Here is a 24,902-nt window from a genome sequence, read left to right as displayed (position 1 = left end):
AGCTTATTATATCCACACCAAATTAAAAAAGTGTATGTAAATATTACTTTAGGAGTAAAAAGCGTGTTTACTGAGGTTTACAAATATTTCACTTATAATTTATAAATTTTTGTAAAGTTATTATTTTTTCTTTAGAGCATCTCGGTACATTATTAAAAGGAAATCAGAATATCATTAAATTGTAAAAATAAAAACAATATTGAGTTTTACGTAGGGGTATGATAAAATTACACAATTAAACAAGGCATAAATTCTAATTTAGATTGATCAAGATATAGTGGAGGGAGCAGCAAATGGAAAAAAAGCATATCGTTGTAATAGACGATGAAGAACATATCTTAGAACTTATTAAATATAATCTAGAAGGAAGTGGTTTTAAAGTATCGGCATTTACAAGTGTAGAAGAGGCCATGAGTACTATTGATGAAGGTAAAATTGATACTATTCTATTAGATGTTATGCTGCCAGGGATTGACGGCATAAGTGCATTAGAAAAGTTTAGAAGAACGCCTCATATAAAAGACACTCCTATACTTTTAATTACAGCAAAATCAGAAGAAATCGATAAAGTGTTAGGGCTTGAACTTGGAGCTGATGATTATATTACAAAACCATTTAGTGTAAGAGAAGTTGTTGCAAGAGTCAAAGCATCTGTTAGAAGAAATGAGAGAAATCATCAAAAAGAAGCAGAAGTATCAAACCATAAAATACTAATCAAAGGACTGGAGCTTGATATTGAGAGTCATTTAATTACCTATCATAATGAGCAAATAGAACTTACCTTTAAAGAATTTGAGATTCTTAAGCTTCTCATGCTTAATAAAGGGCGTGTTTTAACAAGAGAAGTTATTTTGGATAAAGTATGGGGATATGATTATTATGGAGAGACACGCACAGTAGATGTACACATTAGATATCTAAGATCGAAATTGGATGCTCATCAGATTGGAGATTATATTGAGACAGTCAGGGGAGTAGGCTATAAATTTATAAAGGAGTAACTGATGAAAAATAAAATCATTTTGCCGGTTATGTTAATGCTATGGATTATAGGACTTATTATCATAGGTGAAAGTCTGCTCCTTTTTAATGAAATCTTAAAAAATAATAGTTCTTATGGTTTAGAATATGCTTCTTATTCATCACTATTTTATAGACTTATAGGTATTTTATTTGTTGGAAGCATACTATTATATTTAATTTTATTAAAAGTTATTCATAAAATAGCTTCACCGATTGAGCAGCTTACAAAAGATGCTAAATTGTTTGCCAAAGGAAACTATACTCATAAGCTTAGAAATTATGAAATAGAAGAATTACAGCTATTAGCCAGTGCTTTTGATAATATGGGTGAAGAGCTTAATGGTACAATAAGAAAATTAAGACATCAGAAAACCAAAGTGGAGTCAGTTCTTGCATCTCTAGACGAGGGTATTATAGTCATAGATAAAGAAGGACAAATTACAGAGTTTAATGGCCTAGCAGGCCAGATGCTAAACTTAAAGGCAGAAAAATCCTATAAGAATCATATTGTAACGCTTATAAGAGGTAATCAATTTAGAAAGCTTATTGATGATGCGCTAAATAAGTTTAAATATGGGGCTGCAGAATTAACATTAGGGGATAAAATTGTTTATACAACTATTGTGCCAGTTGAAGAAACACACAATGTTTATGAATACTTGATTGTGTTAAGGGACATTACAAAACTAAAAAATTTAGAAGAGATGAAATACCAATTTGTAAGTAATGTCTCACATGAGATTAAAACACCGCTTACAAGTATACAGGGATTTGTAGAAACCCTTAAAGAAGGTGCAATAGAAGATAAAAATGTTGCATTAAGATTTCTAAACATTATTGATATAGAAGCTAAGAGGCTTTATAGATTAATTCAGGATATACTATTATTATCTGAAATCGAAAATATGGAAAAACAAAATTATGGCATAGCAAAGGTAAATCAAGTTATCATGCAAGTTATGGAGATTTTAAAAGAAGAGGCTCATAAAAAGAATATTGAGCTTATTTTTAATGATATTGACGAGATAGTCCTTGAAAATACCAGTACTGATCATATTGAGCAAGTGATGCTGAATCTCGTTAGTAATGCAATAAAATATACAGATCATGGCTGTGTGATTATTACAACTGAAATAAAAAATAATAAAAATGTAATTCGTGTAAGAGATACAGGTATTGGTATGGCTAAAGAGAGTATAGAACACATATTTGAAAGGTTTTATAGAGTTGATAAAGGCAGATCAAGAAAAAGTGGAGGAACGGGGCTCGGGTTATCTATTGTTAAACATATCGTACAGTTATATGGTGCCCAGATCCAAGTAGAAAGTGAAGAAGGAGAAGGGACAATCTTTACACTTACGTTTTAGAGTAAATAAAAATTTTAAGTCTATACAAAGGTATAAGGCTATACCTCAAACATCAAAGAGATGCTTGGGGTATAGCCTTAAAATTTTCGCCTCCCTTAGGCGGTTTTGGACCAAAATATTGGTAGTAGTTAACTTGTAAATTACCATTATAAAGTTTACGTTTTTTGTCAGCTTTTTTACCATAATCTTTTTCAAATGTTTCTACAGAGGTAACCGTATATAAAGACCATGTAGGATTAGAGTTCATTAAAGCTCTTATATCCTTATGCAGCTTTTGAATCTTCGTTAAATCACTTAGTCGTTCACCATAAGGTGGATTACATATGACTACACCATAATCACCATGAGGGAGTGACGTTTTATGAAGCGGTTTAGCGAAGAATTGAACGTATTCATCTACTCCGGCAGCTATGGCATTGTCTCTTGCACTTAATATAGCATTTCTATCAATATCAGAAGCATAAATAATAGGGTTTCCTTTTTGATCTATACTTTCTATTGCTTCTTGACGAAGTGCTTCCCATAATGTCTTGGGGATTTGTTCCCAATGAGAAGACGCAAATTCTCGCTTAAGACCAGGGGCGATATTTTTAGCAATCATCGCAGCTTCTATTGCAAAGGTGCCAGATCCACAACAAGGATCATAGAGGATACGTCCTTTTTTCCAGTAACTGATTTGAAGAAGGGCTGCGGCTAAAGTTTCTTTGATAGGTGCTTCGACAGTGCTTTTGCGGTAACCTCTTTTGTGAAGGCCCACTTCGCCAGTTGTATCAATGGTCAAGGTAGCAATATCTTTTAATAGAGAGACTTGTACAGTATAAGAAGGACCAGTTTCTTGGAACCACTCTATGTCATAATGCTGCTGAAGTCTTTTAACAATAGATTTTTTGACGATAGCCTGGCAGTCTGAAATACTAAAAAGTGCAGATTTAATGGATTTACCGTTTACTGTAAACTTAGCATCTTGTGTAATCCAAGCTTCCCAGGGTAGGCTATTGACTTCATTAAAAAGCTCTTCGAAAGATGTTGCTTTAAATTCACCCATCTTAATAAGTACTCTATCAGCACTGCGAAGCCATAAATTAGAAAGTACTACAGCTTCAGTATCTCCAGTGTAAGTTACCTTACCGTCTGAAACAGAGTTAACTTCATATCCTAGATCTTCTACTTCTTTGCGGACAATAGATTCTAACCCAAAAGTAGAAGTGGCAATAATTTCAAATGTTTTCATATCAATCTCCTCGTAGTTACATGCTTATTAATATTAGTTTACTATAGTCCGCAGAATATGTATAGTCTATAGGGTTTTTCTATTCATACATACGTAACAAGAAGACTTGATGCATTTTGGGCATTAGCATATTTAACATGGATTTAACATTTAGCCAATATAATCTGAATAAAGAAAAGCTAGTATAGGGGTGTAAAGTAGATAAAAAGAAAAAATAAATTGAGGGATAATTGCTTTAGAAGTTAATTATCAAGGAGGATATTAGAAATGAAAAAAAGATTATTTTCATGTATAGCGGCATTAGCACTTGGTACAATGGTATTTGCAGGATGTACATCTCAAGATAACACGAAGACCGAAGCACCACAGTCTAATACAACTCAGACAGCAGAAACAAAACCAGAAGAGACTAAAAAAGGCAGTGTTAAAATATCTATCGTAGGCTCTACAACAGTAGCGGAACCTATGGAACAACTAGCAGCAAAATACAAAGAACTTGGTAATACTGATAATGTAGAAATACAAGGCGTAGGTTCATCAGCAGGTATAAAAGCAGCAATAGATGGCACAGCAGATATCGGGATGAGTTCTCGTGAATTAAAAGAAGAAGAGAAAGCTGGAATAGTTGAAACTGTTATTGCGTATGACGGTATTGCAGTTGTAGTTCATCCATCAAACGGAGTATCTGACCTTACCAAAGCACAGGTTAAAGATATCTTTGAAGGGACCATTACTAACTGGAAAGAAGTAGGCGGTAATGATCAAGATATCGTTGTTGTTGTAAGAGAAGCAGGTTCAGGAACAAGAGGCGCTTTTGAAGAAATCTTAAAGCTAATAGATGAAAATAAAGCGTCTACAGTAGTAGAAACAGCAGTTGTTGCAGAAGGAACAGGTGCTGTGATGGCATCGGTCGCGACTAAAGAAGCAGCAATCGGATTTGTTTCAGAAGGCTTTTTAGACGACACAGTAAAACCAGTAAGTGTTGACGGTGTAGAACCTACTGTTGAAAATATTAAAGCATCAAAATATACGATTTCAAGACCACTTATTCTTATCACAAAACCAGATGTTAAAAAAGAAGCACAAGCAGTTATCGATTTTATCCTAGGCAACGAAGGACAAAAAGTTATGGCAGAAAAATATATACCTGTTAAAAACTAATGAATAGAGATAGGGAAATCTAGAAAACAGAGAGATAGAGAAACTAAATATTAATTGAGGCAGATGATATAGCGATGGATAAATTAATGAAATATGTATTTTGGTTATGCGCAGCAATAATGATTATTGTCATAGCATTTATGGGAGCCTACATTGTAATTGGGGGTCTCCCCTTTTTCAGTCATACAAATATAAGTAGTTTCTTATTAGGAAAAAAATGGAATCCCTCAGGTGAGCTGTTTGGGATTTTTCCCATGCTGATTACGAGCATATATGGTACCCTAGGGGCTACGGTTGTAGGGGTTATTGTTGGAGTCAGTACAGCTATTGTTTTAGTTGAGATATTACCTCTTAAAATAGCCAAACTCTTTTCGATAGCCATTGACCTACTGGCAGGGATCCCTTCAGTTATTTATGGGTTTTGGGGACTTATGGTGATTGTCCCTATTATTAATAAGTTCTGGGGAGGAAAAGGTGCAGGCAGCAGTCTTTTAGCAGCTATTATTATATTAGCCATTATGATTTTACCAACAATTATAAGAATGACAGAAGTCAGCTTAAGAGCAGTTCCGAGAGAGTATAAGGAAGGCGCTCTAGGGCTAGGAGCTTCTAAGTTTCAATATATTCTAAGAGTACAGTTAGGAGCTGCCAGATCAGGCATTATGGCAGGGATTGTGCTAGGAATAGGCAGGGCGCTTGGTGAGACAATGGCTGTTATATTAGTATCAGGGAATGCAGCTATTATTCCTAAGAGTCTGGTTGATCCAGTCAGAACGCTTACAGCCAATATTGCTATTGAAATGGGATATGCATCAGGCGTACATCAACAGGCACTTTTTGCAACAGGAATGATTCTGTTTGCGCTCATTATGCTTATAAACTTCTTTCTGACTCAGTTTATAAAAAATGCAGAAAGGAGAAGTGGCAATGCGGGTAAATTATAAGGATAAGATAACCTTTACGATACTTGTTAGTATATCTTTAATTACAATCGGTATGCTCCTATGGATTTTAGGGTATATCTTTATAAAAGGCTATAACAATATAGATTTAATCAAATTAGTGCCCCCTATAATATCTACCATCTATATGGTTATAATAGGACTGGGGATAGCAGCGCCTATAGGAATAGGGGCAGCTATTTATCTTAATGAATATGCAAGGGGCGGAAGGTTTGTAAGAGGTATTCGTTTTGCAACAGAAAGCTTAGCCGCTGTACCCTCTATTTTGTTTGGACTTTTTGGTATGATGTTCTTTTTAACAAGACTCAAACTAGGCTTTTCTATATTATCAGGGGCACTTACGATAGCTATGATGGTACTGCCCACGCTTGTCAAAACAACAGAAGAAGCATTAAAGACAGTTCCAGTGGCTTATAGAGAAGGTTCACTTGCTTTAGGCGCTTCTAAATTTGCTACTATTTCAAAAGTAGTACTCCCAAGTGCCTTGCCTGGCATACTTACAGGGATCGTACTTGGTACAGGTAGAATAGTCGGTGAAACAGCGGCTATTTACCTTACAGCAGGTACAATGTATAGATTGCCGAGCAGCCCTCTAGAATCAGGAAGGACGCTGTCAGTACATTTATATTTACTTGCTAAAGAAGGTATTTCGTTTGCTGACGCATATGGTACAGCACTAGTTTTACTGCTCATTATATTACTCCTTAACTTATTTACTTATTTCATAGGAGGCAGACTTAATAGGAGCAAAGGAAAATAATAAGGGGGAGACATTATGAATAAAATAATTAGTATTAAGGACCTCTCATTTTGCTACGGTGATTTTGAGGCGCTTAGAAATATTAATCTAGATGTAGAAGAAAACGAAGTGTTAGCTTTTATAGGACCATCAGGCTGCGGCAAATCTACATTGCTTAGAATTATGAATAGAATGAGTGATTTAGCAGAAAGTCCAAAGGTTACCGGATCTATTACTTATAAAGGACAAGAAATATTTGAAATGGATACAATAGAGCTTAGAAAAAAAGTAGGTATGGTATTTCAAAAGCCTAACCCTTTTCCTATGAGCATTTATGATAATATTGCCTATGGGCCTAGAATGCAAGGGGTTAAAAAGAAGTCAGAGCTTGATGAAATAGTGGAAGATAGTCTTAAAAAAGCAGCTATTTGGGAGGAAGTAAAAGATAAGCTTAGAAAAAATGCAATCAGCGTATCTGGGGGACAGCAACAAAGGATATGTATTGCAAGATCTATAGCAATGCGCCCCGAAGTACTTTTGATGGATGAACCAACCTCAGCACTTGATCCTATTTCTACTTCTAAAATAGAAGATCTCATTAGCGAACTTAAAAAGCAGTATACCATTGTTATTGTTACACACAATATGCAGCAAGCTGCCAGAATATCAGATCGCACTGCTTTTTTCTTGCTGGGAGAAGTAATAGAAGTAGATACGACACAAACAATATTTAATTTACCAAAGAACAAAAAGACAGAAGATTATATAACAGGCAGGTTTGGATGAGAAAGGAGAAGGGGATATGACACCAAGAAAAGTATATGAAGACAAACTCAAAAAATTAAATAAAAATATTATGGAAATGGGTCAGCGTACAGAAGAATTTATTGATAAAACAATACAGGCTATTATTAATAATGATAATGATCTGGCAAGAAGCATTATTGAACAAGATGATGTGATTGATGCTATGCAGCTTGAAATTGAAAAGGAATGCGCACTTTTAATAGCACATCAACAGCCGGTGGCAGGAGATCTTAGATTTGTGATATCGGTTGTAAAAATTGTTACTGACCTAGAAAGAATAGCTGATCAATGTTGCGATATTTGTAAGTATAATATTCGTTTAAATGATGGGACTTGGAGCAGAGAGATTAACTATAAAAGGCATATTGAAAAAATGGCTTTTGGAGCAAAAGCTATGCTGCAAGAAGTATTAAACGCTTTTATCTCTAAAGACATAGAGGTAGTGAAAGAAACCTATAAGGAAGATGATAAGATTGATTCGATTTTTATTAAAATATGGGAAGAAATAACGGAAGAAATGATCGCGAATAAGGATTTTATACAAAACGGGGTACATTATATCATGATTATAAAGTACTTAGAAAGAATAGGAGATCATATCACAAATATTGCAGAATGGATTATCTATAGCAGTACAGGTGAGTATGCTATTCATAAACCAATAGAATAATTTAAGAACCTAAAGACCTGCGAGAAATTTAAAGATTTCTCACAGGTCTTTTTCTAGTCATATCAGCTAAGTTTTTTTGAATCCAAGTTAATAGTTAGCTAAATCTTCTTCTAACAGCTCAAGTGTGTCTACAGCAGATAATCTAGCTCTAAAATATTGATTGAGAATTTGTAATCTTTCTATATCACTAATTGCAGGTATTACTAAGCTTAAATAATATAACTCGTTTTTAATAAAATTTAGGGCAGTAATAGCAAGCAGAACTTGAGTATTTTCTACACTAATACTTGGAAAGAGCTTTAAGTACTCTGTAGTGTCATTGTATAAGCGTTCAATATCATAATTAATAAATGCGATAGCATTTGCGAGTTCATCTAGGGTCAGTCCTGGATCTTCTAAAGAAAATTGCGCGATATCAAATAGCTGTGCATGAATTGATCTTATATCACCAAGAAATTGTTCCATAGTTTGTTGATGTTTAGTTGGAGAAGGAGGGATAATATCTGGAGCTGAAGCACTTAATGAAACACAAGAAAATACAATGATGACTGATAAAATAATACATGTTAAGGACCTAGGTTTTGCGATAGTATTCATGAAACACCTCGGATTATTTAAAAATTTATATAATTAAAATAACCGTTTTTTAAAGAAGTATGTACTAACTAAAAAGTAAATATAAATAATAATTAGCTGTATCTTTATAAAAAACAGGAGTAGATGTGCCCAGAATGGAAACATTATGTTAGAATAAGACTATAGAAAGGTTGGAAAAACATGAACGATAGAAAAGGAGTATTAAAATGCGTATAGGAGTAAGAGCTCATGATTATGGTAAAAATACCCCAGAAGGACTTGTAACTAAAATAAAAGAAGTAGGATTTGAGGCAGTTCAGTTAGCTATTCCTAAAGCAATAAGTGGCATTGATACTTTTGATCAAATTACGCCGGAACTTTTAAAAAAAATTCACGAAGTGTTTAAAAAAAGTGATATTGAGTTATCGGTTTTTGGATGCTATATTGAACCGGCGTTATTGGATAAAGAAGCAAGGATGGGGCAAGTGAGTAGATTTTTAAAAGCTTTAGAATACAGCAAAACAATTGATGCGCTGCTTGTAGGAACTGAAACCACTCATTTTACGACTGATGAGAGTGAAAGACCCAAAGCTTTTGAGGCTTTAGTAGACAGTGTGCAGAGAATGGTAGAAAAGGCAGAAGAGATAGATGCTATAGTTGGCATAGAACCAGTAAGTGTGCATACTCTCAATACGCCGGAGTTAACTTATAAATTGCTCCAAAGAGTAAAAAGCAATCATTTGAAAATTATATTTGATCCTGTTAATTTACTCACCTTTGAAAACAGTAAAAATCAAGAGGGACTTTGGAAAGAATGCTTTGAAGCGTTTGGAGCCGAAATAGAAGCAATACATGTTAAAAATGTCATTATAGAAAATAATGCATTTAAACATGTTTTATTAGAAGATGGACTCGTAGATTATCAATTTTTATTTAACTGGTTCAATACACATAAATCACATGTCAGTGTCTTACGAGAAAATGCGGATCCACAAACAGCTTATAGAGATGTTGCTTTTTTAAAACAAAAAATAGTCTAGGCCGATAAAGGCTTAGACTATTTTTTTTGAGATTAAACTTCAAAACCAAAGAAACGCACTGTATTATTATAAGAAATATCTTGAACTAATTGACCAAGCGCTTCGATATCATTTGGATATTCTCCGTTTTCAACCCAAGTACCAACAAGGTTGCATAAGATACGTCTGAAATATTCGTGTCTTGTGTAAGATAAGAAGCTTCTAGAATCAGTTAGCATACCAATGAAGTTACCAAGCAAAGAAAGATTTGCAAGGTCTGTTAGTTGTTTTTGCATACCTGTTTTTGTATCGTTGAACCACCAAGCAGAGCCGTGTTGGATTTTACCAGCAGTTTCAGGTCCTTGGAAACAGCCAAGAATTGTGCCGAGCATTTCATTATCTGCTGGATTAAGAGAGTAAAGCACTGTTTTTGGAAGAAGACTTTCTTGATTTAAGGCATTGAGGAAGCCTACAATACCATTTGCACAACTCTGAGTATTAATACAGTCGAAACCTGTATCAGGGCCAAGTTTATTAAACATAGCTGTATTCGTATTTCTAATTGTACCGTAATGAAGCTGCATTACCCAGTTGCGTTTAGCATATTCTTTGCCAAAGAATACCAGTAAAGCAGTTTTGTATTTCTCAGCTTCATCAAATGAAAGACTCTCACCTTTTAGGGCTTTAGCAAAAATCTGATTTACTTCTTCTTCTGATGCTGGATTATAAGGCACGTAATCAAGGCCATGGTCAGAAGCCTTGCAGCCAAGAGAATCAAAATGATCTAATCTCTTAATAAGTGCTGCAAAAAGATCCTTAAGAGAAGTAATAGCTGTATCACTTACTTGTGCCAGTGTATCAATATAAGCCGTAAAGCCAGCTTTGTCAATATTAACAGCTTTATCAGGGCGCCAAGCTGGTAAAACCTTGACTTTGCATGTAGGATCATTTTTAATAGCAACGTGATGTTCTAAACTGTCTACAGGATCATCAGTAGTACATAAAAGTTTTACATCAGATTGATCGATAATACCACGTACACTCATTGTCTCTGTTTGTAGTTTTTCATTACAGAGGTTCCATACTTCTTCTGCGGTATTCGCATTTAAAGTACCTTTATAATCAAAGTATTTTTTTAATTCAAGATGTGTCCAGTGATAAAGTGGGTTGCCGATAGCTTTAGAAAGTGTTTCGGCCCACTTCTGAAATTTTTCTCTTGGAGCTGCATTACCTGTAATGAAGTTCTCATCTACCCCATTTGAACGGATAGCACGCCATTTGTAATGGTCACCGCCAAGCCAAACATCAGTAATGTTATTAAAGCGGTGATTATCAGCAATTTCTTTAGGATTGATATGACAGTGGTAATCAATAATAGGCATTTTTGCTGCATAGTTGTGATAAAGCACTTTAGATGTTTCATTCGATAATAAGAAATCATCACACATAAAATTTTTCATAGTTAAGCCTCCTTATAATTTGAAAGACTCTCGCTCTATAAGTTTAGAGGAGATAGTCATTTTATTTGCAACGCTTTTCCCTGCAAAAACATCTATTAAGAGATTAATAGCGGTTGTGCATAAAATATCAACCCTATTGTCAACACTAGTTAGGGTAGGAGAAGCACATTCACAGAGTAAAGAGTTATTAAAACCTATAACAGGGATATCTTCAGGAATTCGATGACCAATCTGGGTGATCGCTTTCATAGCACCTATTGCCAAAATATCTTCTGAGGCAACAACTGCAGAAATAGACGGGCATTCCTGCATAAGATTTTTGACTGTTTCAGTAACAACAGATAGATCCTGCGGCACTTTAACAATCAATCTAGGATTATCCGCGAGCTTATTATCATCGAAAGCGCGTTTGTAGCCTTCAAGCTTTTGAGAGCCACTATAAGTATCTACATCATAAAGATATAAAATGTCTTTGTGGCCTTTTAAAAGGAGTGAGGATACATTTTGACGCATAGCCTCTAATTCATCACAGGTTATACAATAAGTATTGTCAAAAGGAAGAAATCCATTAATGATAAATACTGGAACTTTTTTTGCTACTTGTTCAATGTGAGAATTATCGAACTTTTCCTTAAAAGGGGAACCGATTAAAATAACCCCATCTACGCGCTTAGCAAGGAGTAAGTCAAGATATTTCTTTTTATTATTAAGGTCGTCTCCCGTACAGCAAAGCAGGGCATCAAATTCATTTTGTCTTAAAACATTTTCAATAATTGAAACAGCTTTGGCATAATAAATATCTGCAACATCTGTACAAAGGACGCCAATCATTTTAATCGAATTAAGACCTAAACCACGGGCAAATATATTAGGCGTATAATCTGACTTTTCCATAATATCTAAAACCTTCTGTTTAGTTTTAGGCCTTACATTAGGACTACCGTTTAAAACTCTAGACACAGTAGCGATAGAAACACCGGCCTTTTCGGCTATGTCATAAATGTTCATATTATCTCATCCCTTTTTATAGTGTAAGCTCTTTCAATAAATATTATAAATTCCCGTTTATAATAAGTCAATGTCATTTTAAAACACCTACAAAAAAATCAATATATTATTGACTTTTAAGTGAAAAATAATTAAAATAAAAATATGTAAGCACTTACAATAACGGAGGGTGAAATATGAAAAAGATAAATGATTTAGTAAGTAAAGTAGAGAGACCAATTCGTGTCATGCAATATGGAGAGGGCAATTTTTTAAGAGGGTTTATCCTGGATATTATTGATAGGGCTAATGAGAAAGGTGTTTATAATGGCAATGTGGCTGTTATTAAACCTATTGGATTTGGTAATCTAGATTTTTTTAAAGCACAAGATAATTTATATACACTTTCGTTAAGAGGGAAACAAAATGGCACGATTGTTGATGAAAACAGGGTGATTACTTCTATAGGTCAAACTATTGACGCATATAATGAATATGAAGTATATGCAAAACTTGCAGCACTTGATACTTTGGAGGTTGTTGTTTCTAATACAACAGAAGCTGGTATTACTTATGATGCGAAAGATGCATTCGAACTTACTCCACCAGGGACATATCCAGGTAAACTTACTAAATTTTTATATGATAGATTTACACATTTTAAGGGCGACCCAGCAAAAGGGCTCATTATTTTACCCGTGGAGCTTATTGAACACAACGGCACTAAGTTAAAAGAATGTATTATTAAATATATTGAGCTTTGGCATTTAGGAGAAGACTTTAAAGCTTGGGTTCTAAGCCATAATACATTTTGCAATACTTTAGTAGATAGAATTGTAACAGGTTATCCTAGAGAAACAGCAGATAAAATGTTTGAAACTTTAGGATACAGAGATGACTTATTAGATGTTGGAGAACCTTTTGGTCTTTGGGTTATAGAAAGTGAAAAAGATATTCGTGATAAGTTCCCAATGGATCAAACTGGGATGGATGTTGTATTTACAGATAATCTAAAACCTTATAGAGATCGTAAAGTACGTATTTTAAATGGTGCACATACAGGGACAGTACTTGCAGCTTACCTTGCAGGGCAAGATATTGTTAGAGACTGTATGGCAGACACACTCATCAGAAGTTATATGGAAAACCTTTTAGGAGAAATTATCCCGACTGTAGCACTTCCGCGGGATGAAGTTATTGCTTTTAAAGATGCAGTCATAGAACGTTTTGAAAATCCATTCATTGATCATAGCGTACTTGCTATTTCACTAAATTCTGTTTCAAAATGGAAAGCAAGAATTATGCCGAGCTTCAAAGACAGTATTGAGCAAATAGGTAAACTGCCTCAATATATGACATTTTCTTTTGCAGCACTTATGGCATTTTATTCTTCAAGTGATTTACAAGGAGAAGCACTTGTTGGTAAAAGAGGCGAAGAAAGTTACAAGATTATGGACGATAAAAATATCTTAGAATTCTTTGCACAAAATTATAGTTCAGAAGATGTGAAGACTTTTGTGAATAAGTTTGCTTCAAATGAAGCTTTCTGGGGAGAAAATCTTGCAGAGTATGAAGGCTTCGTAAGTACAGTAAGTCATTATTTAGAAAACATCTATAAGAATGGAATGAGAAATGCTCTTTTAAGTCTAAGTGAGGAGGCATAAAGATGTTGGATTTTATTAAAATTAACCCTGAAGATAATGTAATGGTAGCTCTTAAAGAAACAAATGGCATTCCTGCCGGACACAAAAGAGCTATTACGGATATTAAAAAAGGAGAACCCATCATTAAATATGGTAATCCAATCGGCTATGCCACTGAGGATATTAAAGCTGATGAATGGGTGCATACCCACAACTTAAAAACAGGACTTGGAGACATCTTGGAGTATAACTATAAACCAAGCTTCAAGGCCCTTGAAAGTAAAGAACCAGGAACCTTTAAAGGTTACAGACGGCCAGATGGCAAGGCTGGGATAAGAAACGAAATATGGATCTTACCAACAGTGGGGTGTGTGAATGATATTGCTAAAATGGTGCAAAAAGAAGCACAGCAATATGTAAGCCATAAAGTGGATGCGATTAGTTATTTTGCACATCCTTATGGCTGCTCTCAGCTTGGAGATGATCACCTTAATACACAAAAAGTACTTACTGGACTTGCCAAGCATCCTAATGCGGCAGGGGTATTAGTTATGGGACTTGGCTGTGAAAATAATACAATCGAGCAGTTTAAACAAATGCTTGGAGCGTATGATGAAAACAGAGTGAAGTTTGTTATTTGTCAGGATGAAAAAGATGAAGTAAGCGTGTCACTCGAAAAAATCAAAGAATTAGCAGACTATGCGAGTACCTTTGAAAGAGAAGATATACCGACCTCAGAACTTATTGTGGGGCTAAAATGCGGTGGTTCTGATGGATTATCAGGTATTACAGCAAATCCTTTAGTAGGTGTTTTCTCAGACAGACTCATCAGTGAGGGGGGCAGTACTATTTTAACAGAGGTACCTGAGATGTTTGGTGCAGAAACCCTTCTTATGGACCGCTGTACTACAAAAGAAGTATTTGACCAAACGGTAGAACTGATTAATGATTTTAAAAACTACTTCATAAGATATAATCAAGAAATATATGAAAATCCTTCTCCAGGTAATAAAAAAGGAGGCATTTCTACACTTGAAGATAAATCCCTTGGCTGTACACAAAAAGGCGGGACTGCACCGGTTGTAAGTGTCCTTAAATATGGCGAAATGACTAAAGTACAAGGGCTTAATCTTCTACAATCACCAGGAAATGATCTCGTTGCGGCAACAGCCCTCGCGACTTCAGGAGCACATATTGTATTATTTACAACAGGAAGAGGTACACCGTTTGGATGTCCAGTGCCAACTGTTAAGATCTCTACCAATACTGATCTTTATGAAAGAAAATCAAATTGGATTGACTTTAATGCAGGAAGATTAGTTGAAGGTATGGATATGAAAGATGTGGCAGATGAATTCTACGACTATCTCATAAAACTCGCATCAGGAGAAATACAGACCAAGACAGAGCAAAATGACATTAGAGATATTGCCATTTTCAAAGATGGGGTCACTCTTTAATTTGATGTACTATAAAGACAGGGCAAGGAGAATTGAGTATGGAAATGCTTGAACGCTATATCGAAGAGCTATTAGAAAAAAGTACGCCAGAATATCCAATTTGGAATATAGAAAAAGTAAGAAGTGGTGAAAAAACAAAGTGGAATTATATTGATGGTTGTATGATTAAAGCGATCCTAGAGATGTATGCTATTACTAAAAATGAAAAGTATCTGAGCTTTGCAGATAACTTTATAGATTACTTCGTACAAGAAGACGGCACGATTAAAGATTATGAAGTAGAAGAGTTTAATATTGACAATGTAAATGCTGGCAAAACACTTTTTGAGCTTTATGAGTTAACAGGTAAAGAAAAGTATCGCAAGGCCATTGATACAGTATATGAGCAAATAAAAAAGCAGCCTCGAACTCAAGAAGGCAACTTCTGGCATAAGAAGATTTATCCTTATCAAATATGGCTTGATGGACTTTATATGGCGCAGCCTTTTTACATGGAGTATGAAATAAAATTTAACAATAAGGCTAATTGTGAAGATATCTATAGTCAGTTTATTAATGTAGAAAAGCTGATGAAGGACCAAAAAACAGGACTTTATTATCATGGGTATGATTCTTCAAGAGACATTTTCTGGTGTGACAAAGAAACGGGTCTTTCTCAAAACTTCTGGTTAAGAGCTATGGGGTGGTATGTCATGGCCCTCATAGATACACTTGAAAAAATGGACGACAAAAAATCTGAGGCTTATGTGAAGTTGATGGCCATTTTCAAAGATGTAGTTGATGCACTTCTTAAATATCAAGATGATTCGGGTATGTGGTATCAAGTCATTGACCAAGGAGATAGAGCAGGCAACTATTTAGAAACCAGCGGCAGTGCCATTATGGCTTATGCCATTCTAAAAGGCGTAAGACTCGGTTATTTGGAAGAAAAATATAAAGCTTATGGCGATAAAGCTTTTGAGGGGATCTGTAAGAAGTACCTTTATGAAAAAAATGGCGAGATGCACTTAGGTGGCATTTGCTTAGTAGCAGGACTTGGTGGCAAAGAAAAAAGAGATGGCAGTTATGAATACTATATTTCTGAGCCAGTTGTTGAAAATGAAGCTAAAGGAATAGCACCTTTGTTACTTGCTTATACAGAGCTTATTAGAGAATATTAAAATATGTTGGGACGGACAGCGATTGCTGTTCGTCCTTTTTTGTATGTTATACTTGAAGTAGTTGGATAACGTCCGCAAAATCGCGACTCATCCCAGGGGATGAGTGCTGCTCAAACAGTATTCCTGACCTAAAAGCTATTTGAATAAATCACCTTTCAAATTTGAATCTTATATTTTAAGCTGGTACTATATCAACTGTCCAAGGCACTATAAGATATAGGAGCAGTCGTTCTTGTTGTCCAAAAGGAAGATCAGCGTGCTAGAGAACGGGAGTGTAGGTAAGGTAAAGGAGATAAAGGTTGATTAGAGTAGAATTAGTTGAATTTTTTTTAATTAACGCATAAAATTAAATTAGAATTGTACATTGTTGCTATTATTGTTTATTAATCTAAAGAATAAATTTTGAAAGCGAGGAAAACAGAAATGGAAAAGGTACTAGAAGTAGTTCGTCGATTTAGAGAGGAACGAGATTGGGGACAGTTTCACACACCAGAAAATCTTGCAAAGTCTATTAGTATAGAAGCTGGAGAATTACTTGAACAGTTCCAATGGAATAATACCTATGATAAAGAAGCCACAGCAGAAGAGTTAGCTGATGTCTTTGTTTACTGCATACATATGGCAGATGCAATAGGTGTAAATTTAGAAGATATTATATTAAAGAAGATGGAAAAGAATGCGAAGAAATACCCCGTAGAGAAAGCTAAAGGGAACAGCAAAAAATATACAGAGCTTTAAAGATCCTATAAAATTGGATAAGCTTTCAAATAGGGTATGGAGGGGTAAAAGTGGGATTAATCAAAACTTTTGAGTATCATAGAGACGATTTCGAAAAAATTGGATGCTATAAGTATGGCAAGAACTGGCCAGTAGTCTATGTCTTAGAAGGGCAAAAAGAGGCTTATGTGGGTGAGACTATTAATGCCTATAAGCGTAGTCAACAACACTATAAGGTGGAAGAAAGAAAAAACTTAGATCAAATCCATATTATCAGCGATAATGATTTTAATAAATCTGTAGCGCTCGATATTGAGTCGATGCTTATCCAATATATGGCTGCGGATAATAAGTATAAACTGCAAAATAGCAATGTAGGCTTAACAAACCATAACTACTATGACAGGGAATTTTACCAAGCAAAGTTTGAGAAAATTTGGGAACAGCTGAGAAGAAAAAATGTAGTAGTTAAAGGCATTTTTGAACTTAGAAACAGTGACTTATTTAAGTACTCACCATATAAGGCTTTAAACAGTGAACAGTTAGCAGTTGTAGAGGCAATAAAAGAGAGTATTATTGAGGAAACTGAGAGTAAACATATTATACAAGGGGAACCAGGAACCGGAAAGACTATAGTAGCTGTTTATCTTGTCAAATATCTTACTGAATGTGAACAGACAAAGCATCTTAACATAGGCTTAGTTGTTCCAATGACTTCTCTAAGAGGTACCTTAAAAAAAGTCTTTAAATCTGTTAAAGGGCTCAAGAGTAGTATGATACTAAGTCCTTTTGAGGTTACCAAAGAAAAATATGATGTATTGATAGTAGATGAGGCACATCGTCTCAATCGCCGAGTAAACATTAGTAATATGGGACAGTTTGATAAAATGAATAGAAGTTTAGGTCTAGATATTAAAGAAGGAGATCAGTTAGATTGGATAAGGCAAGCATCTAAACATATAGTGCTTTGCTATGACCCTAATCAGTCTGTTAGACCTTCTGATATATTGTCTCACAAAATAGACAAACTAAATGCCCTAAAATACTCTATCAAATCTCAAATGCGTGTATTAGGTGGAGAAGACTATATCGAATACATTCATAATATATTACACAGACAACAGGTAGAAGTTAAAAGATTTGATAAATATGAGTTCTATCTTTTTGAGAGTATTGTAGAAATGGAAAATCAGGTCAAAATAAAACAATTAAAATATGGACTTTGTAGAATGGTAGCAGGTTACGCTTGGCCATGGGAATCTAAAAAGGATAAGAATGCTTATGATATTAAAATTCAAGGACAAAGCTATCGTTGGAATTCTACTAACAAAGACTGGGTAAACTCAAGTAAGGCTTTAGAAGAGATTGGGTGTATACATACCATTCAAGGGTATGACTTAAATTATGTCGGAGTTATTATTGGTGATGAGATAGCTTATCGAAATGGTCAAGTAGAGATTTATGCTGAAAAATACTTTGATAAATACGGCAAACAAACAGTAGATAATGTAGAGATTTTGAAAGCATATATCTTAAATATATATAAGACACTTTTAACAAGAGGAATAAGAGGGACTTATATGTATATTTGTGATGATGCTTTGAGAGAATACTTTAAGCGATTTACTCCTGTTTATAGGAGTAAAGATATTAATTATCTTGCTGAAGAGCAGCGGATAGCGTATGTTTCTGAAGATACAGATCATTATGAGGTATAGTTAATTTAGAATGAAGTGTGAAGGGGTGTGGATTGTGGAGGAAGTACTGAGAAGGTTGTTGCCAATTTTTTTGTTGATGGGGATTGGTTTTTTTGCGAAATGGAAAAAATTATTTTCGGATGTGTTTATAGAAGGATTGAAGACATTGATTATAGGGGTTGCATTGCCGGCTGTTTTGTTTGATGCATTTTCGACAATGACACTTGAGATGTCATATCTATTGCTTTTTGGGTTAATTTTTATTTATTGTGGCCTGTTATATGGAATTGGTAGTGGATTACATAAGTTTTTTCCAAAGACTTTTGGAATGTTTTATACGAAGGGTTATATGACGGGATTTGAGTTTGGGATGATTGGGGTTGGTCTTTTTGGTGCCATCTGGGGTATGGAGCAGCTGCCAGTCATCATGCTTATTGGCTTTGGTCATGAATTGTTTATATGGTTCTTTTATGTGCCGCTAATTGCGAGATCGGCAGATAAGCCTTTTAGTCTTACGGAAACAGTTGGGCAATTTTTAAAGACACCAACGATTATCGCCATTGTCTTAGGGGTAGCGGCGAACCTTGCGGGAATCCGACCTCTGATGAATGAACATGTTATCGGTCAGAGTCTACTTGCGGTTATAGCGTTTCTCAAGCCACTGACTTCACCGCTGATTTTGATCGTTATCGGGTACACGATGGTTTTTCAGCGTACACATCTTCGCAAAACAGTAACATATATTTTATCACGGATCGTGCTGGTGGTGGGGCTTGGTACACTGGTGTTGTTTGCTATAATACGCCTAATCCCCGATTTGGATGGACTGTTTATACAGGCTTTTTACGCTTTTATTTTATTGCCTGCACCGTATATTCTTCCACTGTATATTCAGAAGCGGGAAGAAGTAGATTTTTTCACACAGTTGCTGGTGTATTCGACAGCAGTATCATTTATCGGCTACGGTATTCTGGTTGGGTTGAGTTTTTGATGAAGTCACAACTATTCTTTCATGTATTAGTGCATGTATCGTTTTCTATTTATCTTTTTCTGATCCTAATAAATAGATATATAGTATTGGTTATAAAGGAAGGGAGGGATTTATTTGGATTCAAAAATGAAAAAAATACTGCAAATAATAATAGGTTTATTTGTAATAGGAATCATAAGCATGTGGATTGGATTTGCATATGGCGAAGATCTGGGAAGCCATTTTTCAAGACCTATTGGGGCAAACAGCTGGACTGTTTCTAATGGACTAGTAAATGCATGTACATACGTTCCGATAATAATAGGAATCAGCTTTTTAATATTGGCAATAGTTTTTTCTATATTAGTATTTAAAGAATGGATAAAAAAGTAGCAACGTTATAAAACATACCAACTTCGTCCAAAAGGAGTCAACCTTATGAATCTAGACAAAGCCATCTTAATAGCAACAACTGCACATCAAGGACAAGTTGATAAAGCAGGAGCACCTTATATTCTCCATCCGCTTCGTGTCATGCTTGGCTGCAAGACTGAAGATGCACAGATATGTGCTGTACTGCATGATGTGATAGAAGATACTGCTGTTACCTTTGAAGACTTAAGTGCAGCAGGCTTTAAGAAAGAAATCATCACTTCACTTGATGCACTTACAAAACGTAAGAATGAAACTTATGATGAGTTCATAAAGAGAGTTATGGAGAATCGGTTGGCTTGCCATGTTAAGCTTGCAGACCTAGCAGATAATATGAATTTATCTCGTATTCCAAATCTATCAGAAGAAGATTATCAAAGAGTCAAAAAATATCGGAGGGCTGCAGATAAAATACTTGCTGCCTTAGATACTTTTCTAGAGGATTCCTATATAACTTACATATAGATGGTAATCGTTTCAGTTGGAGTAAATGGACTTATGAGAGCTTATTAAAAGAGGATGAGACGGTGAAGATTATTTTGAAGAAGTAATTGAAGAAGAAATGGGTATGAATATTTTAGAATTAAGAGGATTATGTTATAAAGTATATGATGAGCTGATATGGGTTTTAAACGTATCAGCTCATCTTCTTTATAAAATGTTCGAGGGGTAGTGTTCTATAAAGTGTAATTATGTACGATGTTTTCAAGGGTGATTGAAAGGTTTTTCAGCCCCTCAAAAGTTGCAAGAACTTCTTGTAAATTAGCAACTTGCAGGGCTGCGCAGGATTTAACTATTTCAGTAGAGGTAGTTGTTTCTTGTGCAACACTATAAACACTATTTATTTCAGAGATAACATTGTTTTTGGCCTCTTCAATATCTTTTAAAACATAGTCCATATTGCTTATAGCTTCTTGAACGGATGCAATAGCAGTACTAATATCTAGAAAACGGTATTCAGTTTGACGAAGCACATCCTCAGTAGAACCTTGGACACTAACGAAAGCATCTACATCTGTTACAAGCTGGTTAACAGAAATGATATTTTCACCTACTATTTTTTCGATTTCTATTGCGAAGTTTGCAGACTGATCAGCAAGTTTTTTGACTTCATTAGCTACTACGGCAAAACCTCGTCCATTTTCACCAGCCCGGTTGGCTTCTATTGAGGCATTAAAAGCAAGCAGATTAGTTTGTTTAGTAAGGTTCTGCATAGTAGATAAAATGTGTTTAATCGAAGTGGATTTATCGCCTATTAAAGCTACCCCCGTTTTTAAATCCGTAAGTTTTTGGTTATTTAAACCCATAGATTCTTTGAGGTGATGCACCATTGTCATACCATTAGTAACAGCCTGGGTAACAGTTGAGGATGCTTCATGCATCTTTATTTTAGTTAGTGAGGCTTCTTCAAATTTTTCGTTTAATATGACTGAAGAATGAATACTATCTTTGATTTTCTGCATTTGAGTATCAGCTCCCGCAGAGATTGCTTCCACGAGAGTCAAAGTTTCATCTCCGTAGGTATTGCAGTGATTGATACTTTCTTTAGCGATGTTTGCATCTTTTACTAATTGATTAGAGGTGTTTTGCAAACTTATAATAGTAGACTTTAGACTATGTATGAGTTCATTAGTGGCATGAGCTATTTCAAATATATCCCGGGTTTTGATTTTTTGAGTATCTATATGGACGTTTAAATCATTTGCCTTAATTCTGCTAAGTGCTGTTAAAATATGCTTAATAGGTTTCAGAAAGAAGTAAGCATAGATTAAACCGAGTGAGACAGTAAGAGTAAATACAATAAGTATGGTATAGCATAAAGGCGCTGTCTTAGTTTTTAGTAGAGCAGTTAAATAAGACGCTTTTACATAACATACAATATTAAGTCCATTGCTTCTTACACCTTTAAAAAAATGATAATAATCTCCTATAAAATCAGCTGAAAAAGTTTCCGTGCGACCATTAATTATGCTATGGCCTCCTTCTAAGAGTGCAAGCTTCTTATTGATGTAGTTTTCATTTGTTGAGGTAATGATTGTACCGTTATCTAGATAAATCAGTACATCTATATTAGGATCCATACCTGCTTCGTTCATATGTACTTGAAGATGTTTAGAGAGGTAATCCATACTTATATCCATATTCATTGCACCTATAAATTGATTAGCTTCATTTATAATGGGAAAACATAGGGTGATAAGAAGTGTGTTTGTAATATCATCTTGGTAAGGATCAGAAATAATAAATGCACTCTTTTTTTTAGCACTATTATAGAGATAGTTGCCGTTAATATCTTCTTTGGTGAGCTTAGCTAGATTATTTTTTGAATAGCCAATAGGTGTGTCGTAATCTTCGAATCTTATATAGATGCCAGAAACGAAATCTTTGCTATCTGCCACACTTAGTAACTTTTCACGAAGGATATCTTGATGAAGAGAGCTGTTATTAAAATCTAAAAACAAAGAATCTGTAGCAAGTACCTGAAGGATATTTAACTCGTTGTTTAAAGTAGTACTTAGCTCATCCATCATATTTTTATTAAATAAAAGTGCCGAATCTTTAATATCAGTTTCAATGCTCGTTTTAGAATCATAAATCATAGCTGAGATTAATAGCACTATAGGCAGTACAGAGATCAAAAAAGTTAATATAATAATACGGCTCATAAGTCCAGATTTTTTTAAGCTGAATTTTAGACCCCATTTGAAATTAAACTTAAAGCGTGTACTTAATAATCTATGGGAGAACATTGGTTTTAGTTTGACGCGTAAGCTGTTCATAAGCGCTCCTTTATCTTGTTGTAAATTTTAACAATTCTATCGTAAGGCTTCTATGTTAAATTAACGTTAAAAAAATGTAAAGTTAAGATTATGTGAGAAATCTATTTAAAAATGAATAAATGTATGTTAAAATCAAATAAAATAAAGAAAATACAACATAAAACCATATAAAGCACATTGTAACGTATGATAAATAATGAAAATATAGAGACTGGAGGGGTATAATGCTGGCACTAGAGAGACAAAAACATATTACTGAGATTGTAGAACGAGAAAAATCAGTTAAAGTGATAGAGCTTAGCAAACGTTTTGATGTAACAGAAGAAACAATCCGAAGAGATTTAGAAAAGATAGAAAAGCAAGGAATATTAAAAAGAACATATGGAGGAGCTATTTTTATAAATAGCGCATCAAAAGATACAGAAGATACACCATTTAGTATGCGTCTTAAAGAAAATATAACCAGTAAACAAAAAATTGCTTTTGCAGTATCTAATATGCTTTACGATGGGGAAGTGATTATGCTCGATTCAAGTACAACTTGTTTAGAAGTAGCTAAAAATATAGATAAAACTAAGAGACTTACTATTATTACTAATTCTGTGAGTATTTTATCTGAACTTAGTACGTATGAGGAAATAAATGTTGTATCAACAGGCGGGACCCTTAGAAAAAGATCTCTTTCGCTTATAGGCCCTACAGCTAAAGATAATATTAAAAATTACTATGCCGATAAAGCAGTTATATCTTGTAAAGGGGCAGAGCTTGAAAAAGGTGTTATGGATACGAATGAACTAGAAGTAGAAATTAAAAAAGCTATGATTGGATGTGCTAAGGAGATTATATTAGCAGTAGACAGCACTAAAATGCAAAGAATTTCTATGTATAAACTCATGGAAGTAAGCAAAGTAGATTATATTGTTACAGATCGAGAACTACCCCAGGAGTGGAAAAACTTCTGTGAAAACAACAACATCAAACAGATTATATGTGATTAAATAGTAACCTTAAGTGTATGAATTTATTAAAAAAATTAGTGTAACCACTTTTTAGTAGATTTATACACTTTTTTATTGAAATTCTGTATTTTAATCAAAAAATCTATTGAATTCATAGGGTGATAGTGATAGAATAAAGTCAAACAAAGATAAAACAACACAAACTAACAAAAAACAAAAATCAGGGAGGTAACATATGTTTGTTAATGAATTTGAAATGAGAAAGTTAATGTGTGAGATTGGGAAACGTGTTTACAATAGAGGAATGGTAGCAGCTAATGACGGAAACTTTTCTTATAAGATTGGTCCTAACGAAATCCTCTGTACACCAACAGGTGTAAGTAAAGGCTTTATGACACCAAACATGATTTGTAAGATTGACATGAAAGGTAATGTGCTTCAGTCAGACGGTATTCATAAACCATCTTCAGAAATTAAAATGCATTTACGTGTTTATGAATGCAGAGAAGACGTTAACTCAGTAGTTCATGCACATCCAATGTATGCAACAGCTCATGCTATAGCAGGTATTCCACTGGACAAGCAGATTATGCCAGAAGCTACAATCTTCCTTGGCGAAGTACCTATCGCACCCTATGGTTTGCCATCAACTATGGAAATCCCTGATGCAATCGAACCATTCTTTGCAACACATGATGCAGTATTACTTGAAAGCCATGGTGCTTTATCATGGGGTATTGACCTTATGGCTGCATACTTTAAAATGGAAAGTTTAGAATTCTACGCAGAATTATCCTATAGAGCACAAATGTTAGGCGGCGCAAAAGAAATTCCAGCTCACGAAGTTAAACGTCTTCTTGATTTAAGAAAAGCGTTCAACGTACCAGGCAAACATCCTTGTATTGAAAGAGAAGGATTATGTACAAAACCAGAAGGTTCTTCATGTACACATGATGCAAACTGCAAAAATAGAGTATGCAGCTGTGAGAGTAAGGCACCAAAGGCCGCAGAAAGTTCATCACAAGCAGACCTTATTGCACGTATTACAGAAGAAGTATTAAAACAACTTAAAAAATAAGATT

At 34.7% G+C, this 24,902-nt stretch carries 23 protein-coding genes; 18 read left to right on the top strand and 5 right to left on the bottom strand.

Going from position 1 to position 24,902, the window contains the following annotated elements; translation table 11 throughout:
* The first annotated feature begins 293 nt into the window (after positions 1–293).
* Together BN3326_RS20205 and BN3326_RS20200 are read left to right on the top strand one after the other, a co-directional pair.
* Positions 294–1,001, top strand: a complete 708-nt coding sequence (locus tag BN3326_RS20205; protein ID WP_070001054.1) for a response regulator transcription factor — start codon at positions 294–296, stop codon at positions 999–1,001.
* Positions 1,002–1,004: 3 nt separating this feature from the next.
* Entirely contained in the window at positions 1,005–2,390 is a 1,386-nt protein-coding gene (locus BN3326_RS20200) for a HAMP domain-containing sensor histidine kinase (RefSeq protein ID WP_070001053.1), read from the top strand.
* A 52-nt stretch (positions 2,391–2,442) separates the two neighbouring features.
* Here the strand turns inward: BN3326_RS20200 and BN3326_RS20195 are convergent, their stop codons facing one another.
* Entirely contained in the window at positions 2,443–3,621 is a 1,179-nt protein-coding gene (locus BN3326_RS20195) for a THUMP domain-containing class I SAM-dependent RNA methyltransferase (protein WP_070001052.1), read from the bottom strand.
* 267 nt (positions 3,622–3,888) lie between these two features.
* Between BN3326_RS20195 and BN3326_RS20190 the strand changes: the two genes are divergently transcribed.
* From BN3326_RS20190 to phoU, 5 genes are all read left to right on the top strand, one after another.
* Positions 3,889–4,782: a phosphate ABC transporter substrate-binding protein gene (locus BN3326_RS20190; RefSeq protein WP_070001051.1), complete on the top strand. Its 894-nt coding sequence runs from the start codon at positions 3,889–3,891 to the stop codon at positions 4,780–4,782.
* A gap of 74 nt (positions 4,783–4,856) precedes the next feature.
* Complete coding sequence (gene pstC / locus BN3326_RS20185) at positions 4,857–5,726, top strand: phosphate ABC transporter permease subunit PstC (RefSeq protein WP_070001050.1); 870 nt, start codon at positions 4,857–4,859, stop codon at positions 5,724–5,726.
* Positions 5,710–6,504, top strand: coding sequence for a phosphate ABC transporter permease PstA (pstA, locus tag BN3326_RS20180; RefSeq protein WP_070001049.1), 795 nt, complete (start codon positions 5,710–5,712; stop codon positions 6,502–6,504). The genes pstC and pstA overlap by 17 nt, the downstream gene beginning before the upstream one ends.
* A gap of 15 nt (positions 6,505–6,519) precedes the next feature.
* Positions 6,520–7,269 carry a phosphate ABC transporter ATP-binding protein PstB gene (gene pstB, locus BN3326_RS20175; protein WP_070001048.1) on the top strand — a complete coding sequence of 250 codons (750 nt, stop codon included), beginning with the start codon at positions 6,520–6,522 and terminating at the stop codon, positions 7,267–7,269.
* Between the two features lie 16 nt (positions 7,270–7,285).
* Positions 7,286–7,960, top strand: coding sequence for a phosphate signaling complex protein PhoU (gene phoU, locus BN3326_RS20170; RefSeq protein WP_070001047.1), 675 nt, complete (start codon positions 7,286–7,288; stop codon positions 7,958–7,960).
* A gap of 87 nt (positions 7,961–8,047) precedes the next feature.
* Here phoU and BN3326_RS20165 read toward each other — a convergent pair whose 3' ends face one another.
* Complete coding sequence (locus BN3326_RS20165; protein ID WP_070001046.1) at positions 8,048–8,557, bottom strand: hypothetical protein; 510 nt, start codon at positions 8,555–8,557, stop codon at positions 8,048–8,050.
* Positions 8,558–8,763: 206 nt separating this feature from the next.
* Here BN3326_RS20165 and BN3326_RS20160 point away from each other — a divergent pair, with 206 nt between their 5' ends.
* Positions 8,764–9,576: a sugar phosphate isomerase/epimerase family protein gene (locus tag BN3326_RS20160; protein WP_070001045.1), complete on the top strand. Its 813-nt coding sequence runs from the start codon at positions 8,764–8,766 to the stop codon at positions 9,574–9,576.
* A 32-nt stretch (positions 9,577–9,608) separates the two neighbouring features.
* Here the strand turns inward: BN3326_RS20160 and uxaC are convergent, their stop codons facing one another.
* Positions 9,609–11,015 (bottom strand): glucuronate isomerase, encoded by a 1,407-nt coding sequence (gene uxaC, locus BN3326_RS20155; RefSeq protein ID WP_070001044.1) that lies wholly within the window; start codon positions 11,013–11,015, stop codon positions 9,609–9,611.
* Positions 11,016–11,027: 12 nt separating this feature from the next.
* Complete coding sequence (locus BN3326_RS20150; protein WP_070001043.1) at positions 11,028–12,023, bottom strand: LacI family DNA-binding transcriptional regulator; 996 nt, start codon at positions 12,021–12,023, stop codon at positions 11,028–11,030.
* 176 nt (positions 12,024–12,199) lie between these two features.
* On the opposite strand from BN3326_RS20150, the gene BN3326_RS20145 reads away from it, so the two are divergent.
* The 8 genes from BN3326_RS20145 to BN3326_RS20110 all read left to right on the top strand — a co-directional run bounded on the left by BN3326_RS20145 (position 12,200) and on the right by BN3326_RS20110 (position 20,546).
* A complete protein-coding gene (locus tag BN3326_RS20145; RefSeq protein WP_070001042.1) occupies positions 12,200–13,666 on the top strand; it encodes a tagaturonate reductase in 1,467 nt (488 codons plus the stop codon).
* A gap of 2 nt (positions 13,667–13,668) precedes the next feature.
* Positions 13,669–15,105: a UxaA family hydrolase gene (locus tag BN3326_RS20140; RefSeq protein ID WP_070001041.1), complete on the top strand. Its 1,437-nt coding sequence runs from the start codon at positions 13,669–13,671 to the stop codon at positions 15,103–15,105.
* Positions 15,106–15,143: 38 nt separating this feature from the next.
* Positions 15,144–16,265 carry a glycoside hydrolase family 88/105 protein gene (locus BN3326_RS20135; protein WP_070001040.1) on the top strand — a complete coding sequence of 374 codons (1,122 nt, stop codon included), beginning with the start codon at positions 15,144–15,146 and terminating at the stop codon, positions 16,263–16,265.
* Between the two features lie 423 nt (positions 16,266–16,688).
* Entirely contained in the window at positions 16,689–17,003 is a 315-nt protein-coding gene (locus BN3326_RS20130; protein WP_070001039.1) for a nucleotide pyrophosphohydrolase, read from the top strand.
* 50 nt (positions 17,004–17,053) lie between these two features.
* The gene (locus tag BN3326_RS20125) at positions 17,054–18,700 is read left to right on the top strand and encodes a DUF2075 domain-containing protein (protein ID WP_070001038.1); all 1,647 of its coding nucleotides are present in this window, start codon (positions 17,054–17,056) and stop codon (positions 18,698–18,700) included.
* Positions 18,701–18,734: 34 nt separating this feature from the next.
* Positions 18,735–19,670, top strand: coding sequence for an AEC family transporter (locus BN3326_RS20120; protein ID WP_070001037.1), 936 nt, complete (start codon positions 18,735–18,737; stop codon positions 19,668–19,670).
* 114 nt (positions 19,671–19,784) lie between these two features.
* Positions 19,785–20,042 (top strand): hypothetical protein, encoded by a 258-nt coding sequence (locus BN3326_RS20115; protein WP_083258980.1) that lies wholly within the window; start codon positions 19,785–19,787, stop codon positions 20,040–20,042.
* A 45-nt stretch (positions 20,043–20,087) separates the two neighbouring features.
* Positions 20,088–20,546, top strand: coding sequence for a nucleotidyltransferase family protein (locus BN3326_RS20110; protein WP_070001036.1), 459 nt, complete (start codon positions 20,088–20,090; stop codon positions 20,544–20,546).
* 212 nt (positions 20,547–20,758) lie between these two features.
* Here the strand turns inward: BN3326_RS20110 and BN3326_RS20105 are convergent, their stop codons facing one another.
* Complete coding sequence (locus BN3326_RS20105; protein WP_207646381.1) at positions 20,759–22,747, bottom strand: methyl-accepting chemotaxis protein; 1,989 nt, start codon at positions 22,745–22,747, stop codon at positions 20,759–20,761.
* A gap of 338 nt (positions 22,748–23,085) precedes the next feature.
* Here BN3326_RS20105 and BN3326_RS20100 point away from each other — a divergent pair, with 338 nt between their 5' ends.
* Positions 23,086–23,859 (top strand): DeoR/GlpR family DNA-binding transcription regulator, encoded by a 774-nt coding sequence (locus BN3326_RS20100; protein ID WP_070001034.1) that lies wholly within the window; start codon positions 23,086–23,088, stop codon positions 23,857–23,859.
* A 196-nt stretch (positions 23,860–24,055) separates the two neighbouring features.
* Positions 24,056–24,898: a class II aldolase/adducin family protein gene (locus BN3326_RS20095; protein WP_070001033.1), complete on the top strand. Its 843-nt coding sequence runs from the start codon at positions 24,056–24,058 to the stop codon at positions 24,896–24,898.
* Positions 24,899–24,902: the final 4 nt, after the last annotated feature.

This window comes from Cellulosilyticum sp. I15G10I2, assembly GCF_900095725.1.
Lineage (GTDB): Bacteria > Bacillota > Clostridia > Lachnospirales > Cellulosilyticaceae > FMMP01.
Note: the sequence above shows the minus strand (reverse complement) of the source record. Positions and strands in the feature narration are given on the sequence as shown.

Coding starts and splice junctions, on each gene's coding strand:
- pstA (WP_070001049.1), top strand. CDS start 5,710: ATGCGGGTAAATTATAAGGATAAGATAACCTTTACGATACTTGTTAGT.
- BN3326_RS20135 (WP_070001040.1), top strand. CDS start 15,144: ATGGAAATGCTTGAACGCTATATCGAAGAGCTATTAGAAAAAAGTACG.
- BN3326_RS20200 (WP_070001053.1), top strand. CDS start 1,005: ATGAAAAATAAAATCATTTTGCCGGTTATGTTAATGCTATGGATTATA.
- BN3326_RS20160 (WP_070001045.1), top strand. CDS start 8,764: ATGCGTATAGGAGTAAGAGCTCATGATTATGGTAAAAATACCCCAGAA.
- BN3326_RS20145 (WP_070001042.1), top strand. CDS start 12,200: ATGAAAAAGATAAATGATTTAGTAAGTAAAGTAGAGAGACCAATTCGT.
- BN3326_RS20140 (WP_070001041.1), top strand. CDS start 13,669: ATGTTGGATTTTATTAAAATTAACCCTGAAGATAATGTAATGGTAGCT.
- pstB (WP_070001048.1), top strand. CDS start 6,520: ATGAATAAAATAATTAGTATTAAGGACCTCTCATTTTGCTACGGTGAT.
- BN3326_RS20195 (WP_070001052.1), bottom strand. CDS start 3,621: ATGAAAACATTTGAAATTATTGCCACTTCTACTTTTGGGTTAGAATCT.
- BN3326_RS20105 (WP_207646381.1), bottom strand. CDS start 22,747: ATGAGCCGTATTATTATATTAACTTTTTTGATCTCTGTACTGCCTATA.
- BN3326_RS20150 (WP_070001043.1), bottom strand. CDS start 12,023: ATGAACATTTATGACATAGCCGAAAAGGCCGGTGTTTCTATCGCTACT.
- uxaC (WP_070001044.1), bottom strand. CDS start 11,015: ATGAAAAATTTTATGTGTGATGATTTCTTATTATCGAATGAAACATCT.
- BN3326_RS20110 (WP_070001036.1), top strand. CDS start 20,088: ATGAATCTAGACAAAGCCATCTTAATAGCAACAACTGCACATCAAGGA.
- BN3326_RS20100 (WP_070001034.1), top strand. CDS start 23,086: ATGCTGGCACTAGAGAGACAAAAACATATTACTGAGATTGTAGAACGA.
- BN3326_RS20095 (WP_070001033.1), top strand. CDS start 24,056: ATGTTTGTTAATGAATTTGAAATGAGAAAGTTAATGTGTGAGATTGGG.
- BN3326_RS20130 (WP_070001039.1), top strand. CDS start 16,689: ATGGAAAAGGTACTAGAAGTAGTTCGTCGATTTAGAGAGGAACGAGAT.
- BN3326_RS20205 (WP_070001054.1), top strand. CDS start 294: ATGGAAAAAAAGCATATCGTTGTAATAGACGATGAAGAACATATCTTA.
- BN3326_RS20190 (WP_070001051.1), top strand. CDS start 3,889: ATGAAAAAAAGATTATTTTCATGTATAGCGGCATTAGCACTTGGTACA.
- BN3326_RS20165 (WP_070001046.1), bottom strand. CDS start 8,557: ATGAATACTATCGCAAAACCTAGGTCCTTAACATGTATTATTTTATCA.
- pstC (WP_070001050.1), top strand. CDS start 4,857: ATGGATAAATTAATGAAATATGTATTTTGGTTATGCGCAGCAATAATG.
- phoU (WP_070001047.1), top strand. CDS start 7,286: ATGACACCAAGAAAAGTATATGAAGACAAACTCAAAAAATTAAATAAA.